Source organism: Vogesella sp. AC12 (genome assembly GCF_024437575.1).
Lineage (GTDB): Bacteria > Pseudomonadota > Gammaproteobacteria > Burkholderiales > Chromobacteriaceae > Vogesella > Vogesella indigofera.
This window is the reverse complement of the sequence record NZ_JANFNU010000015.1, coordinates 1-16007: the sequence shown is the minus strand read 5'-3', so window position 1 is coordinate 16007 and position 16007 is coordinate 1. Positions and strand designations below refer to the sequence as shown.

The 16007-nt window shown below is 63.0% G+C and carries 15 protein-coding genes; 12 read left to right on the top strand and 3 right to left on the bottom strand.

Annotated features, from left to right (window positions below):
* Positions 1-340 precede the first annotated feature (340 nt).
* The 9 genes from NOM55_RS16285 (at position 341) to NOM55_RS16245 (ending at position 9996) form a co-directional block, all read left to right on the top strand.
* The gene (locus tag NOM55_RS16285) at positions 341-820 is read left to right on the top strand and encodes a hypothetical protein (protein WP_255909692.1); all 480 of its coding nucleotides are present in this window, start codon (positions 341-343) and stop codon (positions 818-820) included.
* Between the two features lie 226 nt (positions 821-1046).
* Complete coding sequence (locus NOM55_RS16280; RefSeq protein ID WP_255909690.1) at positions 1047-2210, top strand: DegT/DnrJ/EryC1/StrS aminotransferase family protein; 1164 nt, start codon at positions 1047-1049, stop codon at positions 2208-2210.
* 164 nt (positions 2211-2374) lie between these two features.
* The gene (locus NOM55_RS16275) at positions 2375-2992 is read left to right on the top strand and encodes a sugar transferase (protein ID WP_304413452.1); all 618 of its coding nucleotides are present in this window, start codon (positions 2375-2377) and stop codon (positions 2990-2992) included.
* A 37-nt stretch (positions 2993-3029) separates the two neighbouring features.
* Complete coding sequence (locus tag NOM55_RS16270) at positions 3030-4922, top strand: nucleoside-diphosphate sugar epimerase/dehydratase (RefSeq protein WP_255909688.1); 1893 nt, start codon at positions 3030-3032, stop codon at positions 4920-4922.
* Positions 4923-5220: 298 nt separating this feature from the next.
* Positions 5221-6534, top strand: a complete 1314-nt coding sequence (locus NOM55_RS16265) for a dicarboxylate/amino acid:cation symporter (RefSeq protein ID WP_047967657.1) — start codon at positions 5221-5223, stop codon at positions 6532-6534.
* 60 nt (positions 6535-6594) lie between these two features.
* Positions 6595-6840, top strand: a complete 246-nt coding sequence (locus tag NOM55_RS16260) for a DUF2164 domain-containing protein (RefSeq protein WP_255909687.1) — start codon at positions 6595-6597, stop codon at positions 6838-6840.
* A 114-nt stretch (positions 6841-6954) separates the two neighbouring features.
* Complete coding sequence (locus NOM55_RS16255) at positions 6955-7866, top strand: LysR substrate-binding domain-containing protein (RefSeq protein WP_255909686.1); 912 nt, start codon at positions 6955-6957, stop codon at positions 7864-7866.
* 192 nt (positions 7867-8058) lie between these two features.
* Positions 8059-9462, top strand: a complete 1404-nt coding sequence (gene aspA, locus NOM55_RS16250) for an aspartate ammonia-lyase (RefSeq protein WP_047967654.1) — start codon at positions 8059-8061, stop codon at positions 9460-9462.
* A 177-nt stretch (positions 9463-9639) separates the two neighbouring features.
* Entirely contained in the window at positions 9640-9996 is a 357-nt protein-coding gene (locus NOM55_RS16245) for a hypothetical protein (RefSeq protein ID WP_255909685.1), read from the top strand.
* A gap of 220 nt (positions 9997-10216) precedes the next feature.
* Here the strand turns inward: NOM55_RS16245 and NOM55_RS16240 are convergent, their stop codons facing one another.
* Positions 10217-10576 (bottom strand): YggL family protein, encoded by a 360-nt coding sequence (locus tag NOM55_RS16240; RefSeq protein ID WP_120809366.1) that lies wholly within the window; start codon positions 10574-10576, stop codon positions 10217-10219.
* Between the two features lie 86 nt (positions 10577-10662).
* On the bottom strand, positions 10663-12138 hold the full coding sequence (gene ubiD, locus NOM55_RS16235) for a 4-hydroxy-3-polyprenylbenzoate decarboxylase (protein ID WP_255909684.1): 1476 nt from the start codon (positions 12136-12138) through the stop codon (positions 10663-10665).
* Positions 12139-12285: 147 nt separating this feature from the next.
* Here ubiD and NOM55_RS16230 point away from each other — a divergent pair, with 147 nt between their 5' ends.
* The 3 genes from NOM55_RS16230 (at position 12286) to NOM55_RS16220 (ending at position 15151) form a co-directional block, all read left to right on the top strand.
* A complete protein-coding gene (locus NOM55_RS16230; protein WP_255909682.1) occupies positions 12286-12879 on the top strand; it encodes an OmpW family protein in 594 nt (197 codons plus the stop codon).
* An 89-nt stretch (positions 12880-12968) separates the two neighbouring features.
* Positions 12969-14039, top strand: coding sequence for a PLP-dependent cysteine synthase family protein (locus NOM55_RS16225; RefSeq protein WP_305118956.1), 1071 nt, complete (start codon positions 12969-12971; stop codon positions 14037-14039).
* A gap of 26 nt (positions 14040-14065) precedes the next feature.
* Positions 14066-15151: a VanZ family protein gene (locus NOM55_RS16220; RefSeq protein WP_255909680.1), complete on the top strand. Its 1086-nt coding sequence runs from the start codon at positions 14066-14068 to the stop codon at positions 15149-15151.
* Here the strand turns inward: NOM55_RS16220 and NOM55_RS16215 are convergent.
* Positions 15129-15773: a pyrimidine 5'-nucleotidase gene (locus tag NOM55_RS16215; RefSeq protein ID WP_255909678.1), complete on the bottom strand. Its 645-nt coding sequence runs from the start codon at positions 15771-15773 to the stop codon at positions 15129-15131. The genes NOM55_RS16220 and NOM55_RS16215 overlap by 23 nt on opposite strands.
* Between the last annotated feature and the right edge of the window lie 234 nt (positions 15774-16007).

Sequence of the window (16007 nt, the reverse complement as noted above, 5' to 3'; positions counted from 1 at the left end):
GCCCGCGCCAAGGCGCCGCCGAACTCGCTGCGCTCGGACATGCGGCGGCGTTTATCCTTGGCGCGAACGGTTTGTCCGGCGCGCGGCTGACGGGACGGGCGCGTCGCAGACGTTGCGGCCAACGTTGGCCGCAAGGTTTTGATGTTGATTGATGGCGTGGTTTGCGGAGTGGGGGAACGCCCCGATACAGTTTGGGCTTCCACCCTATAGTTTGGGTGTATGAGGTGTGATGTGCGCGGTAAATGTTGGGCTAGATAAAATGGGGCGGAACACAAATTTAACTATGCGTGATTACTTGGTGCGCTTCTAATTGTAATTTTTAAAAAAATGGATAGTGCCAATGAAAGTTTTTCACACGGTCTTTTTTATTATTTGTATATTTCTCATTTGGCCTTTGCAAGTTTATTTTTTATTGATTCCCACTCATTCGGCAGTGCATTATCTTCAAGGTTTTATTTTGTTCTTTTCTATATTGAATTTGCTTGATTACTGTTCTCGCCTCCTGCAAGGTAAAAGTAATGGGGAAGGGGTTTGTAAGCGAGGTGAGTTGTATAGAAATAATTCCATATATACTGCCATTATGGATTTTTATACGGTAGGGGTTCGTTATCCCAAGGTGAGTGAAGATAGATTTCTGCCAAATTTTATTCAAAGTTTCTTCATAGGTTTATTGATGTTCTTGTGGATGTATTTTTATGATGATGGACAGGTTAGAGGTTTCTGGATTGCAGTATCTTTCATCATGGTAGATGGGTTTGTTTATTCGGCTGCATTGTTAATAAAGCGGATTGTTGATTTTTCTATTAATCATAAAAGGTAAGTAGCATCCGGGGCAGGATGGCGTGTGTTGGCGGCAGGTGGCGCGTGTTTCCCGGATGCGCTGCGCTTATCCGGGCTACGGGTTTGACGCGTAGCAGACGTTGCGGCCAACATTTCAGGTTTCAAGGTAGGTCGGGTTAGCGCAGCGTAACCCGTCAAGGTTGGCCGCAAGCAAGAATGATGAACCGGCGGGGATAACCGGCCGGAATGAACGAAAGACAAAAGTAATGACCGAACAGAAATTCCTCCCCTTCGCCCTGCCTGACATCGGCGAAGACGAAATCAACGAAGTGGTCGACGCGCTGCGTTCCGGCTGGGTGACCACCGGCCCCAAGACCAAGCAGTTCGAGGCCGATTTTGCGGCGTTTATCGGTGATGGCGTGGAAGCGATCGCGGTGAACTCCGCCACCGCCGGCCTGCACCTGGCACTGGAGGCGGTCGGTATCGGCCCGGGCGACGAGGTGATCGTGCCCAGCTACACCTTTACCGCCACCGCCGAGGTGGTGCGCTACCTCGGCGCGCATCCGGTGTGTGTCGATGTCGATGCGGCGACGTTCAATATCCGTCCGGAGGCGATCCGCGCCGCGATCACGGCCAAGACCCGCGCGATCATGCCGGTGCACTTCGCCGGTCTCGCCTGCGACATGGACGCCATCATCGCCATTGCCCGCGAGCACGGGTTGAAGATCGTCGAGGACGCCGCCCACGCGATGCCGACGTACTACAAGGGCAAGCTGATCGGCACGCTGGATTCCGACGTCACCGTGTTCAGCTTCTACGCCAACAAGACCATGACTACCGGTGAGGGCGGCATGGTGGTGTCCAAGAACAAGGACGTCATCGCCCGCTGCAAGGTGATGCGCCTGCACGGCATCAGCCGCGATGCCTTCGACCGCTACACCTCCAAGACGCCGGCCTGGTATTACGAGGTGGTCGCCCCCGGCTACAAGTACAACATGCCGGACACCGCCGCGGCGATGGGCATCCACCAGCTGAAGAAGATCAACGCCTTCCTGCTGAAGCGCGAAACCTTGGCCGCCCGCTACGATGAGGCGCTGGCCGACCTGCCGCTGATCCTGCCGGCGCGGCCGGTGGATGCCGGCAGCAACCACGCCTGGCACCTGTACCCGGTACGGCTGAAGCCGGAAGCCGGCATCAGCCGTGACGACTTCATCGTGCGCATGGCCGAGCTGGGCATCGGCTGCTCGGTGCACTTCATCCCGCTGCATCGCCAGCCGGTGTGGCGCGATGGTTACGGCCTGAAGCGCGAGGACTTCCCGGTGGCCGACGCGGCGTTCGAGGCCGAGGTGACGCTGCCGCTGTATACGCGCATGACGGACGACGACCAGCGCCGCGTGATCGCCGCGGTGCGCGAAGTGCTGGGCAAGTGATGAGCGACCAGCCAGAAAACAAGCAAGGCGTCGCGAGCGGCGCGGAGGCAGGGCGGACGGCGCGCAGCGACCGAGAGAGTACGGACGGTGCCGCGCGAGCATCGGCCAACGCCGCAGACGGGTCGCGCAGCAGCTTTGGGCTACCGGATAATCTGCGGCCAACCTTGGCCGCTACCCACGGCTCGCCGATCGTCAAGCGCCTGTTCGACCTGACGGCGGTGCTGGCCGGGTTGTGGCTGATCTGGCCGCTGCTGCTGGCCATCGCGTTGTGGGTGAAGCTGGATTCGCCGGGCCCGGTGTTCTTCCGCCAGGTGCGGGTAGGGCGCGGCGGCCAGCTGTTCCGCATCCACAAGTTCCGCACCATGCAGATCAATGCCGAAGCCGCCGGCCAGCTGACGGTGGGCGCCGACGCCCGCGTCACCCGCGCCGGTCGCCTGCTGCGCAAGACCAAGCTGGACGAGCTGCCGCAGCTGCTGGACGTGCTGTTCGGCGACATGAGCCTGGTCGGGCCGCGCCCGGAGGTGCCGAAGTACGTGGCGCTTTATCCGGCGCGGGTGAAGGAGGTCGTGCTGTCGGTGCGCCCCGGCATTACCGATTGGGCGTCGATCCGCATGATCGACGAGAACGAGCTGCTCGGCAAAGCGGCAGATGCAGAAAAGATGTATATCGAATCGATCCTGCCGCAGAAGCTGGATTACTACCTGCAATACGCGCGCAGCTACACGCTGTGGGGCGATGTGCAGATCATCCTTGCCACCTTGCTGAAGATCGTGTCGCGCTAGGCTTTCGGCCCTGTCTGCGGCCAACCTTGGGAACAACATGCTGGAAAAACTGCTGTCCTTCTCGCGCCACCACAAGATGGCGCTGTTGATGCTGCTGGATGCGCTGCTGCTGCCGCTGGCGCTGTGGAGCGCGGTGCTGCTGCGCCTGGGCGGCAACTGGGATCCGAAGCTGGACCCGTACCTGTGGATTTTCGCGGTGCCGCCGCTGTGGGTGCTGCCCATCTTCATCAAGCTCGGCCTGTACCGCGCGGTGCTGAAATTCCTCGACGACCGCATCGTGTACACCGTGTTCGTCGGCGTGTCGCTGTCGGTGCTGCTGCTGATGGCGGTGATCCTGATGGCCGGCATCGCGCCGTTCCCGCGTACCGCCATCGTGATCTTCTGGGTATTCGCGATGGCCTATATCGGCGGCAGCCGCTTTTTCCTGCGCGGCATCGTGCGCCGTATCGACGCGCTGGACGCGCCGCGGCGGCCGGTGATCATCTACGGCGCCGGCCGTGCCGGGCTGCAGCTGATGGCGGCCTTGCACGAGGGCCGCGAATACCGGCCGCTGGCCTTTGTCGACGACAACCCGCAGCTGTGGCGCCGCACCTTCCGCGGCCTGACGGTGCACGATCCGCTGACCCTGCCGCAATTGCTGCAGGACAGCGGCGCGGAGGCGATCCTGCTGGCGATGCCGTCGGCCAGCCGTGGCCGCCACCGCCAGATCCTGGAGCAGCTGGAAACCCTGCACGTGCCGATCAAGCGCCTGCCGGGGATGGCCGATCTGGTGTCCGGCGAGGTGCGGGTGGAAGAGCTGCGCGAGGTGGAGATCGACGACGTGCTCGGCCGCGACCAGGTGCCGCCGCAGCCGGAACTGCTGGCCGCCAATATCCGCGGCAAGGTGGTGATGGTCACCGGCGCCGGCGGCTCCATCGGCGCCGAGCTGTGCCGCCAGATCGTGAAAAACCGGCCGGCGCGCATCGTGCTGTTCGAACTGAGTGAATACGCGCTGTACGCGATCGACCAGGAGCTGGCGCGGCTGGCGCCGGCGGTAGCGCGCACGCCGGTGCTGGGTAGCGTCACCGATACCGCTCGGCTCTCCTCGGTGCTGCAGGCGTTCGCGGTGGAGACGGTGTACCACGCCGCCGCCTACAAGCACGTGCCGATGGTGGAGCACAATCCGGTGGCCGGCATCGTCAACAATGCCTTCGGTACCGACAGCTGCGCGCAGGCGGCGCAGGACGCCGGCGTCGCCACCTTCGTGCTGATTTCCACCGATAAAGCCGTGCGGCCAACCAACGTGATGGGCGCCAGCAAGCGCCTGGCCGAGCTGACGCTGCAGGCGCGCCACGCCGCCGGCAGCCGCACCCGTTTCGTGATGGTGCGCTTCGGCAACGTGCTGGGCAGCTCCGGCTCGGTGGTGCCGCTGTTCAAGCAGCAGATCGCCAGCGGCGGGCCGGTGACGCTGACCCATCCGGACATCACCCGCTACTTCATGACCATCCCCGAGGCGGCGCAGCTGGTGATCCAGGCCGGCGCGATGGGTGAGGGCGGCGACGTGTTCGTGCTGGACATGGGTGAGCCGGTGAAGATCATCGATCTGGCACGGCGCATGATTCATCTGTCCGGGCTGGAGGTGCGCGACGACTACCATCCGCACGGCGACATCGAGATCCGCTGCACCGGGCTGCGTCCGGGCGAGAAGCTGTACGAGGAGCTGCTGATCGGCGACGGCGTGCTGGCCACCGACCATCCGCGCATCATGCGCGCGCAGGAGTACCACCTGCCGCCGGCGCAGCTGGCCGGCCATCTGGCGGCCTTGCGCAGTGCCTGCGCCGCGCTGGACGCGCCGCGCGCCTTTGCCGAGCTGCAACAGGTGGTGCACGAATTCAAGGCGGCGGCGCACACCGCCGACTGGGTGGCACAGGCCGCCGGCCGCAGCGACTGAAGCCGCCCTGCCAGCAAACCGCCCGTCATGCCAGCCATGACGGGCGGTTTTTTTATGGCCGTGCGGCGGCGGCCGGGTGTTCGGAAATCCGGATGCCGATCGGGTGGGTATTCGGTCTGCCGTTCTGAGGACCGCTCATGACGAGAGTATTCCTTGTAAATCAACGGCTTGGTTGTGGTGAAGGCTGGCACGGTCTGTGCTGTAGGGGCTGCCAATAGAAAACGGCACACCAGATGCCGTATGCCGGCCTGGCCGGAACCACGAAAGTGTTATTGACCCTCATATGCATGGAGTCCCCGTGAAACTGAATCGACTGACAACGATGATCCTGGCCGCAATGGTGCTGGGCATCATCACCGGTTATGCCTGGCGCGAGATGGCCGGCAGCCCGGAAGCCATCAAATCCTTTGCCGACAATCTGTCCATCCTGACCGACGTCTTCCTGCGTCTGATCAAGATGATCATCGCGCCGCTGGTGTTCTCCACCCTGGTGGTCGGCATTGCACGCATGGGTGACTCCGCTACCGTTGGCCGCATCGGTGCCAAGGCGATGGGCTGGTTCGTGACCGCCTCGCTGGTGTCCCTGATGCTGGGCCTGGTGATGGTCAACCTGCTGAAGCCGGGTGTCGGCCTCAGCCTGCCGCTGCCGGACATTACCGCCAGCTCCGGCATCGAGAAGGGCGCGCTGACACTGAAGGACTTCATCAGCCACCTGATTCCGAAGAGCGTGTTCGACGCGCTGGCCAAGAACGAGATCCTCGCCATCGTGGTGTTCTCGCTGTTCTTCGGTACCGGTGCCGCCGCCATCGGCGACAAGGCCAAGGGCCTGATCGACGCCATCGACGCCGTCGCCCATATCATGCTGAAGGTCACCGGCTACGTGATGAACTTCGCGCCGTTCGCGGTGTTTGCCGCGATCGCCGGCATGGTGGCCAAGGAAGGCCTGGGCATCCTGTCCACCTACGGCAGCTTCATGGCGCAGTTCTACATGTCGCTGAGCCTGCTGTGGCTGGCGCTGCTGGCCATGGGTGCGATCTTCCTGAAGGGCCGCGTCATCGAGCTGTTGCGCGCCGTGCGCGAGCCGGCACTGCTGGCCTTCTCCACCGCCAGCTCCGAGGCGGCCTATCCGAAGACCCTGGACCGCCTGAAGCGCTTCGGCTGCTCCGACCGTATCGCCAGCTTCGTGCTGCCGATGGGTTACTCGTTCAACCTCGACGGCTCGATGATGTACTGCACCTTTGCCACCATCTTCATCGCCCAGGCCTACGGTATCGACCTGACGCTGTCGCAGGAAATCACCATGCTGCTGATCCTGATGGTGACGTCCAAGGGCATGGCCGGCGTGCCACGCGCGTCGCTGGTGGTGATCGCCGCCACCCTGGCGCAGTTCAACATTCCGGAAGCCGGCCTGCTGCTGCTGCTGGGCGTCGACCACTTCCTGGACATGGGCCGCTCCGCCACCAACGTGCTGGGTAACGCCATCGCCGCCAGCGTGGTCGCCAAGACCGAGAAGGAACTGACCGCCGCCCTGCCGCAACTGGATGACGATGACGACATCGAGCCGCAGGGCCGTGACGTCGAGCTGCAACCGGCACTGGCCAAGCAGGGCTGATAGACTGCGCGTTTTGCGCTGCCGCCGCCCGGCGGCAGCCTGTCATTCCGGAGTCTTGCCATGAGTCGCGACGAACGTTTCCTCAGCCCTGCCCAGCTTGTCGAGCTGGCCCCCGCACTGCAGCGCCAGCTGGATAGCGAGTTCGGGGTGGAGCTGGGCACGTTCGATGCGCAGTCGCTGCTGCTGTTTGTTGCCGGGCGCATCGGCCCGGCGATCTACAACCGCGCGCTGGCCGACGCCCGCAGCGCGCTGGATGCGCGCATGGAGTCGCTGCAGTCGGCACTGTGGGAGCTGGAACGCGACTGAAGGCGCCCGTTGATGTCATGAAAAAGGTTGGCCGCATGATCACTCATGCGGCCAACCTTTTTTGCGTGTGGCCGGCGGAGCGATTACGCTGCAGGCCATTGCAGGAGGTGTGCTATGGAAACCCGCTGGCTGGAAGACTTTCTGGTATTGGCCGAGACCGGCAGCTTTACCCGCTCCGCCGAATTGCGCCACCTGACGCAACCGGCGTTCTCGCGCCGTATCAAGGCGCTGGAGCAGTGGCTGGGTGCCGACCTGATCGACCGCACCACCTGGCCGACGCGGCTGACGCCGGCCGGCGAGCTGCTGCTGGACAAGGCGCGGCAGCTGGTCGGCGAGCTGTCCAGCACCCGCACCCTGCTGCGCGGCCTGCACGCGGCGGACGGCACCACGCTGACGCTGGCGGTGCCGCACACGCTGTCGTTCGGCTTCGTGCCGCGCTGGCTGGCGGACGAGCGCGCGGCGCTGGGCGAGGTGTCGTGGCGCCTGCTGGCGCACAACGTGCACGACGCGGTGGTGGCGCTGGTGGAGGGTAATGCCGACCTGCTGCTGTGTTACCACCATCCGCGCCATCCGGTGGAGCTGAGCGCCGGCCGCTATCCCGGCCTGCGCCTGGGCAGCGAGACGCTGGGGCCGTTCGCGCGCGCCATGCCCGACGGCCAGCCGCAGTGGCAGCTGCCCGGCAGCAGCGCCGCGCCGCTGCCCTTCCTCGGCTACGGCCAGAACGCCTACTTCCGGCGCATGACCGACCTGATCCTGGAGCGGGCACCGGCGGTGTGCGCGCTGCGGCAGTGCTTCGAGACCGACATGGCCGAGGGGCTGAAGGCGATGGTGCTGGAAGGGCACGGCGTCGCCTTCCTGCCGCACAGCGCGGTGCAGCGCGAGTTGGCGGCCGGCCAGTTGTGTGCCGCCGGTGGCGAGCAGTGGACGCTGCCGATGGAGATCCGCGTCTACCGCGATGCGCGACGCGAACTGCCGGCGCTGGATGCGCTGTGGCAGCAGCTGGCGGCGCGCTATCCGGCGGTGTAGCACGGCGCGGCCCCGTATTGCGGCCAACCTTGTTGCAATTTTGGCTGCATGTTATTGGGTTTTAATGGTGCGTTGCCGGCATGATCAACGATCATGCAAATCCTGCATCATCCCATCGCCATTCGGAATTGGTCGTGGTGGCGACGGCGGCGCTACAGTGGCGGCCATCCTTCCCCACACAAGAACACCACCATGTCGACCCGTCTTGAACACGATCTGCTCGGCGACCGCGAGGTCCCTGCCCACGTTTACTGGGGTGTGCATACCCTGCGCGCCATCGAGAACTTCCCGATTACCGGCCAGACCATCGCCGGCTACGGCGACCTGATCCGCGCGCTGGCGGTGATCAAGCAGGCGGCGGCGCAGGCCAACCACCAGCTCGGCCTGCTCGGCACCGTGCACAAGGACGCCATCGTGCTGGCGTGCGAGGAAATCCGCGGCGGCAAGCTGCACGAGCAGTTCGTGGTCGACGTGATCCAGGGCGGTGCCGGCACCTCCACCAACATGAACGCCAACGAGGTGATCGCCAACCGCGCGCTGGAGATCCTCGGCCACGGCAAGGGCGAGTACCAGTACCTGCACCCCAACGAGCACGTCAACATGGGGCAGAGCACCAACGACGTGTACCCGACCGCGTTGCGGCTGGCGACGTTCTGGGGTGTGCAGCGCCTGCTGGCGGCGATGGCGCGCCTGCGTGACGCTTTCGACGACAAGGCCGACGAATTCGGCGGCGTGCTGAAGATGGGCCGCACCCAGTTGCAGGACGCGGTACCGATGACCCTGGGTCAGGAATTCCGCACCTACGCGGTGATGCTGGGCGAGGACGAGCAGCGCCTGTACGAAGCCAGCGCGCTGATGCTGGAGATCAACCTCGGCGCCACCGCCATCGGCACCGGCATCACCGCCCATCCGGACTACACGCCGCTGGTGTGCGAAAAGCTGTCGGCACTGACCGGCATCGCGCTGCAGACCGCGCCCAACCTGATCGAGGCGACCCAGGACTGCGGCGCCTTCGTGCAGCTGTCCGGCGTGCTCAAGCGGGTGGCGGTGAAGCTGTCCAAGAGCTGCAACGACCTGCGCCTGCTGTCGTCCGGGCCGCGCGCCGGCCTCGGCGAGATCAACCTGCCAGCCCGTCAGGCCGGCTCCTCCATCATGCCGGGCAAGGTCAACCCGGTGATCCCGGAAGTGGTGACCCAGGTCGCGTATGAAGTGATCGGCAACGACATGACGGTGACCATGGCGGCGGAAGCCGGCCAGCTGCAGCTGAACGCCTTCGAACCGGTGATCGCCTACAGCCTGTTCCGCAGCGTCAGCCACCTGACCGCGGCCTGCGACACGCTGCGCGAAAACTGCGTGGTCGGCATCACCGCCAACCGCGACTACCTGCTGGACACCGTGCACCGTTCCGTCGGTCTGGTGACGGCGCTCAACCCCTACATCGGCTACGCCGCCGCCACCGAAGTGGCCACCGAGGCGCACGCCAACGGCGGCAGCGTCTACGACATCGTGCTGCGTCGCGGCCTGCTGACGCGCGAACAGCTGGACAAGCTGCTGCAGCCGGAGGCGCTGACCAGCCCGCGCTGGGTGACGCTGTAAGTTTGTAGGTCCCTTTATAGGGCGTCCCCGTGCGGTTTTCCGCATGGTGACGCCTTTTTTTGTGCCGATTCGAATAAGGGGGGCAGGCAGTAGGGAGAAGCCGCAGGGCGAAGTGTCTTGGCAAGGCGGCAGAATCGGTTTATACCGCTTTTGTGCATTGCACAAAAAGGAGGTCCCATGACCCAGCCCTTGTTGCCCTTGCTGCTGGCGGTCAACGCCGTGTTGCCGGCCTTGTGCCGCCGCCAGTGTCGCAGCAGCTTTGCCCTGTGGCATTCGCTGCTGTTTTTCGGTTGGCGCACCGTGCAGTCCGGTGCGCCGTGGCCGCAGCAGTATCAGCGCCTGCAACGCCGCGGCGAGGCGGACTGGCTGGCGTGGCAGCACGAACAGCTGTCGCTGTGCCAGACGCTGGCGGCGGCCGGCGATCCGTCGCTGCTGTGCGGCCAACCTTGCCCGCCGTCGCGCGCGCCGCGGCTATGCCAGCATCTGGCCGACGGCCTGTTGCTGTATGCGCGGCGCCGGCTGACCGCGCCCTGAGAAGCTGTTCACGATCTGCTGCGCCCTGATATCCAGGTGGCTGATCCTTGGTTGGCATTGGCCAAAAAATGCGTATTGATATCAACATCAACGGCGCTTTTTTGGCCCATTCCGCCTTGTCTGGCTTTGGCTCACGAGATCGTGAACAGGTTCTGGCGCGCATAGAAAAAAGCCTCCGCATGCGGAGGCTTTTTTCATGGTGCCAAGGTTGGCCGCAGCCTTACCAGGCGCTGTGCCACACGTCCAGCAGCTCGCTGCATTCCACGTCGCTGACTTCGGCGCGCGCCTGCAGCCAGGTGTTCAGCGCGTTGCGCATCTCGGCGGTGACCGCCACGCCGTTGATCGGGAATACGATGCCGTCCAGCTGGCCGTCGCTGAAGTGGCCGCCAAAGCTGACACCGTGCTGCTCGACCGCGTCCAGCCAGGCATCCAGCAGGCCGTCGTGGGCGCCGGCAGCGGCGTCTTCTTTCAGATTGGCAATCACGGTAAAGCCCAGTTCCTGGAACTCACCAACGCGCAGCTTCTTGCGCTGGCGGGGTTTCAGGCGTTTCAGGCGCTGGCGGGAATTGGCATTAATCATGGTGAGATCTCCGGGGTAAGTACAGACAGGGCGCGATGATAACGCGCCCTGCCCGGGGTAACACAATTATTTGCGACGGCGGCGTGTTACAGCCCCAGTTGCTGCCACAGGCTATCCACGCGCTGGCGGGTGGCGGCGTCCATCACGATCGGGGTGCCCCATTCGCGGCTGGTTTCACCGGGCAGCTTGTTGGTGGCGTCCAGCCCCATCTTGCCGCCGAGACCGGACACCGGGCTGGCGAAGTCGAGATAGTCGATCGGGGTGTGCTCGATCAGGGTGGTGTCGCGCACCGGGTCCATGCGCGTGGTGATCGCCCAGATCACTTCCTTCCAGTCGCGGGTGTTGACGTCGTCGTCGACCACCACGATGAACTTGGTGTACATGAACTGGCGCAGGAAGCTCCAGCAACCCATCATCACCCGTTTGGCGTGGCCGGGGTACTGCTTCTTGATCGACACCACCGCCATGCGGTAGCTGCAGCCTTCCGGCGGCAGGTAGAAGTCGACGATCTCCGGAAACTGCTTCTGCAGGATGGGCACGAACACCTCGTTCAACGCCACGCCGAGGATGGCCGGCTCGTCCGGCGGCTTGCCGGTGTAGGTGCTGTGGTAGATCGGGTTCTCGCGCATGGTGATGCGGTCGATGGTGAACACCGGGAAGCTGTCCTGCTCGTTGTAGTAGCCGGTGTGGTCGCCGTATGGGCCTTCCATTGCCATGTCGTTGGGGTGGATGTGGCCTTCCAGCACGATTTCGGCGCTGGCCGGTACCTGCAGGTCGGAGCCGAGGCACTGCACCAGCTCGGTGCGGCTGCCGCGCAGCAGGCCGGCAAACTGGTATTCCGACAGCGTATCCGGCACCGGGGTCACCGCGCCCAGGATGGTGGCCGGGTCGCAGCCCAGTACCACCGCCACCGGGTAGGGCTTGTCAGGGTTGGCCGCACGGAACTCGCGGTAGTCCAGCGCGCCGCCACGGTGTGCCAGCCAGCGCATGATCACGCGGTTGCGGCCGATCACCTGCTGGCGGTAGATGCCGAGGTTCTGGCGTTTCTTGTTGGGGCCGCGCGTCACGGTCAGGCCCCAGGTAATCAGCGGTGCCACGTCGCCGGGCCAACAGTGCTGGATCGGCAGCCGCGCCAGGTCCACCTCGTCGCCTTCCCACACGATGTCCTGGCACGGCGCCTTCTTCACTTCCTTCGGCGCCATCGACAGCACCTGCTTCAGCAGCGGTAGCTTGTCCCACGCGTCGCGCAAGCCCTTCGGCGGTTCCGGCTCCTTCAGATAAGCCAGCGTCTTGCCGATTTCGCGCAGCTGCATCACGTCGCTGGCGCCCATGCCCATCGCCACGCGCTTGGGGGTGCCGAACAGATTGGCCAGCACCGGGATGTCGTAGCGCTTGTCGCCCTGTTGCGGCGTTTCGAACAGCAGTGCCGGGCCACCGGCCTTCAGCACGCGGTCGCCGATCTCGGTCATCTCCAGGTGTGGCGATACCGGCACGCTGATGCGCTTCAGCTCGTGCTGTCGTTCCAGTTGGCTAATGAAGTCTCGCAGGTCGTGGTATTTCATGATCGTTTCATGATCTAACGCAAAAACCCTGTTTCAGAGCAAGGTTATTCTTGCCGCACGTCTTCGCCGTGCTCGACAAGTTGCTGGTCAATTAAGAGTGCTTTGGCGAACAAGAAGAATTTTCGCAGAACTTGCTTGGAGATAACCATGAAAAAATTCGCTATCGCCGCCATTCTGGCTTCCTTGTCCGCTGGTGCCTTCGCGGCACAGGGCGACATCATCGCACGTTTGCGTATTACTAACGTGAACCCGCAGACTTCGGTTGATAAAACCTTGGCAGCGGTGCACGCGGATGTTTCGGACGATACAATCCCAGAGCTGGATTTCACCTACATGCTCACCAACAACATCGGCGCCGAGCTGATTCTGGGTACATCCAAGCACGATGTGACCTCCGATCTGGGTAAGCTGGGTTCTGTTAAGGTGCTGCCACCGACGCTGACCCTGCAGTACCACTTCAATCCGGAAGGCCAGTTCCGTCCTTACGCCGGTGCCGGTATCAACTACACCCGTTTCTACAGTGTGAAAAACACGGATGTACTGCCTTGGACTGTGAAAAAGAACAGCTTTGGCCCGGCGCTGCAGGTCGGTATCGACATGCCGCTGACCAAGGACGTGTTCCTGAACCTGGACATGAAAAAGCTGTGGATCAAGACCAAGGTTAGCTCCAATGGTACCGATTTGGGCACCCTCGACATCAACCCGCTGGTGACCAGCGTCGGTATCGGCATGAAGTTCTGATCGACCGGCTGCGGCTGGCATGAAAAAGGGCGCTGCGGCGCCCTTTTTGCATGACTCGGGTACAATGCGTCTATTCCAAGGAGATTGTGATGAGTAGCTGGGTAGCGAAGGCGGTACAAAAGATCGAGGCAGACTTCAATCGCTCCAGCGATACGCACCTGATTCCCTTGCCGCTGCCGGGGCTGCCCGACATCCAGCTCTATTTCAAGGACGAGTCCACTCATCCTACCGGCAGTCTCAAGCACCGCCTGGCGCGCTCCCTGTTCCTCTACGGCTTGTGCAACGGCTGGATCAAGGCCGGTACCAGCATCATCGAGGCGTCCAGCGGCAGTACTGCGGTGTCGGAAGCCTACTTTGCCCGTCTGCTGGGGCTGCCGTTCATCGCGGTGATGCCGCGCAGTACCTCGGCCGAGAAAATCCGTGCCATCGAGTTCTATGGCGGACGCTGCCACCTGGTGGATGATCCGGCCACCATCTATGACGTGTCGCGGCAACTGGCGCAGCAGCTGGACGGCCACTACATGGACCAGTTCACCTACGCCGAGCGTGCCACCGACTGGCGCGGCAACAACAATATCGCCGATACCATCTTCCGGCAGATGGCGCTGGAGCCGCATCCGGTACCGGAGTGGATCGTGTGCGGCGCCGGCACCGGCGGCACCAGCGCCACCTTTGGCCGTTACGTGCGCTACCAGCGCCTGGCGACGCGGGTGTGCGTGGTGGATCCGGAAAACTCGGTGTTCTACGACAGTTACTATAGCGGCCAGCGCGACCAGCAGTGCAGTGGCGGCTCCGGGGTGGAAGGTATCGGCCGCCCGCGTGTCGAGCCGTCCTTCATTCCCGGGGTGGTGGATCACATGATCCGCGTGCCGAACGTCGCCAGCTATGCCGCGGTGCATTTTCTGGAGGAGGTGCTCGGGCGCAAGTGCGGTGGCTCCACCGGTACCAATTTCTACGGCGTCTGCCAGCTGGCGGCGGAAATGCAGCGTAACGGCCAGAGCGGCAGCATCGTCACGCTGCTGTGTGACGACGGCAACCGCTATCTCAACAGTTACTTCGATCCAGCCTGGCTGGCGCAAAATGGTTACGACATTGCGCCATGGCTGACTCGCTATCGCCGCTTCTTCCACGAGGGCGTGTGGTCGGAGGCGCAGGCCTGAACCGCTTGCCTGGCCATACGATACCGATGAGTTCCGCTCCCGTTCCCCACGTTTCCGATCGCAGTCATGTTGCACTGCACGCGGCATTGATCAATGCCGCGCTGATCGTGTTCCTCAGTGCCTATCCGTTCAGCGGCTGGCAGGATACCGGTTTGCCGCTGTTCGACTTCCTGTTCTATCCACTACCGTACTACACCCGTTTTTTCGACAATGCCGTCAACCTGCTGATCTATATTCCCTACGGCTTCAGCCTGGCGCTGGTGCCGCATCGCAAGTGGCAGGGCTGGGGGCTGGCGATGGTGGTGGCCAGTCTCAGTAGTGTGCTGGTGGAGACGCTGCAGCAGTTCTTGCCGCTGCGCGTCGCGTCCAATCTTGACGTGCTGTACAACGTCGGCGGCGCCGCCTGCGGTGCGACGCTGGCGACGTTTCCGCTGTTTTCCCGCTTCTGGGCGCAGGGCAAGGCCTTGCGCCGGCGCTGGTTCGTCAGCGACAGCAGTGCCGACTACGCGTTGCTGCTGATCGGATTGTGGTTCCTGACGCAGCTGAATCCGGCGATTCCGCTGTTCGGTATGGTGGTGTTGCCGGAAGGATTGCCGCAGCCGTATGTCTCGCCGCTGCAGGATCCGCAATTGTTCCTGATGCTGATCGAAGGCGGCAGCGCGATGCTCAATCTCGCCGGTAGCCTGCTGTTCCTGACCTGCTTCCTCAGCCGGCGCCAGTACCAGTTGCGCGCCATCGTCTACTTCCTGCTGACGGTGATCGTGCTGAAGCTGGTCACCGCCGGTGCGCTGCTAAAGCCGACATTGTTCTTCCAGTGGGTCAACCTCAATGTTGCGCTGGGTCTGCTTGGCGGCCTGTTGCTGGTGTGGGCGGTGACGCGCGGCCAACGTTGGCCGCAAACCCTGGCCGCCATGCTGTGCCTGCTGCTGTCACAGCTGGTGGTGTCGTTCTGGCCGCTGTCCGGTCTGCAGTCCGACGTGTTATCGCTGTTCCGCTGGAGCTACGGCCATCTGTTGAACATGAGTGCGCTGGTCGACCTGGTGGCCGACTTGTGGCCGCTGGCGGCATTTGCCTGCCTGCTGCTGTCGCTCAGGCAGCAGGGGCGGCTCTAATTGCCAGTCGCGGCAACTGGCTCAGGTTGCCGATGCGGTAGTCGACCCAGCACGGCTTGCGCTTCTGCTGGCTGATCCACACCGTCCGCATGCCCAGCTGTCGTGCCGTGCGCAGGTTGGCTGCAGAATCTTCCACCATGATGCAGTGCTCGGCGGCAATCCCACTTTGACGCAGCACCTGCCGAAACGCGGCCGCCCGCGGCTTGGGCTGGCCGAAGCGTTCGATGCCGAAAATCTCCTCAAATAGATGGCCGATGCGCAGGTGTTCGATCAGCGCCTCTACATAGTGTTGCGGGCCATTGGAAAATACCCACTTGCGTCCCGGCAGGCGGCTCAGCAATTGCGGTAGCTGGTTGCTGCTGTCGATCAGTGGTAATAGTTCGTCCATGTCGTGGGTGTGGCGCAGAAAATGGTCGGCGTCGACACGGTGATGTCTGACCAGGCCACCAAGGGTCGCGCCATAGCGATGCCAGTACAGCTTGCGCAGGCGGTGGGCCTCGTCTTCGTCAACCTGCAGGTGTTGCATGATGTAACTGGTCATCCGCAGCGTAATCAGCGGAAACACCTGTGCGCCAGCGTGGTGCAGCGTGTCATCAAGATCGAAAAGCCAGTGTCGTTGCATGAATTAATGAGGGTTTGGTAGTTGGAAGGAGTCTGGCGTCCAGCGTAGCAGAGCCAATCCGGCTTGGGTTTTCAATTTTCTTCAGACTGCTTGCTTATTGAAATCAATGGTTTGTGGTTTTTGTGTCAAAAAGTACGTTTGCGGGTGTTGACGCGGGTGGCGGGCTTCGCTATAGTTCGCCTCCTCAGCTGACGCCGCAAACGAAACGCGACGCAGCACTGCTCTTTAACAAAA

What these genes read in the sequence shown, in the direction of transcription:
- NOM55_RS16285 (WP_255909692.1), top strand. Translation starts at nt 341, where the DNA reads ATGAAAGTTTTTCACACGGTCTTTTTTATTATTTGTATATTTCTCATT.
- aspA (WP_047967654.1), top strand. Translation starts at nt 8,059, where the DNA reads ATGTCGACCCGTCTTGAACACGATCTGCTCGGCGACCGCGAGGTCCCT.
- NOM55_RS16260 (WP_255909687.1), top strand. Translation starts at nt 6,595, where the DNA reads ATGAGTCGCGACGAACGTTTCCTCAGCCCTGCCCAGCTTGTCGAGCTG.
- ubiD (WP_255909684.1), bottom strand. Translation starts at nt 12,138, where the DNA reads ATGAAATACCACGACCTGCGAGACTTCATTAGCCAACTGGAACGACAG.
- NOM55_RS16255 (WP_255909686.1), top strand. Translation starts at nt 6,955, where the DNA reads ATGGAAACCCGCTGGCTGGAAGACTTTCTGGTATTGGCCGAGACCGGC.
- NOM55_RS16225 (WP_305118956.1), top strand. Translation starts at nt 12,969, where the DNA reads ATGAGTAGCTGGGTAGCGAAGGCGGTACAAAAGATCGAGGCAGACTTC.
- NOM55_RS16280 (WP_255909690.1), top strand. Translation starts at nt 1,047, where the DNA reads ATGACCGAACAGAAATTCCTCCCCTTCGCCCTGCCTGACATCGGCGAA.
- NOM55_RS16245 (WP_255909685.1), top strand. Translation starts at nt 9,640, where the DNA reads ATGACCCAGCCCTTGTTGCCCTTGCTGCTGGCGGTCAACGCCGTGTTG.
- NOM55_RS16230 (WP_255909682.1), top strand. Translation starts at nt 12,286, where the DNA reads ATGAAAAAATTCGCTATCGCCGCCATTCTGGCTTCCTTGTCCGCTGGT.
- NOM55_RS16240 (WP_120809366.1), bottom strand. Translation starts at nt 10,576, where the DNA reads ATGATTAATGCCAATTCCCGCCAGCGCCTGAAACGCCTGAAACCCCGC.
- NOM55_RS16270 (WP_255909688.1), top strand. Translation starts at nt 3,030, where the DNA reads ATGCTGGAAAAACTGCTGTCCTTCTCGCGCCACCACAAGATGGCGCTG.
- NOM55_RS16215 (WP_255909678.1), bottom strand. Translation starts at nt 15,773, where the DNA reads ATGCAACGACACTGGCTTTTCGATCTTGATGACACGCTGCACCACGCT.
- NOM55_RS16220 (WP_255909680.1), top strand. Translation starts at nt 14,066, where the DNA reads ATGAGTTCCGCTCCCGTTCCCCACGTTTCCGATCGCAGTCATGTTGCA.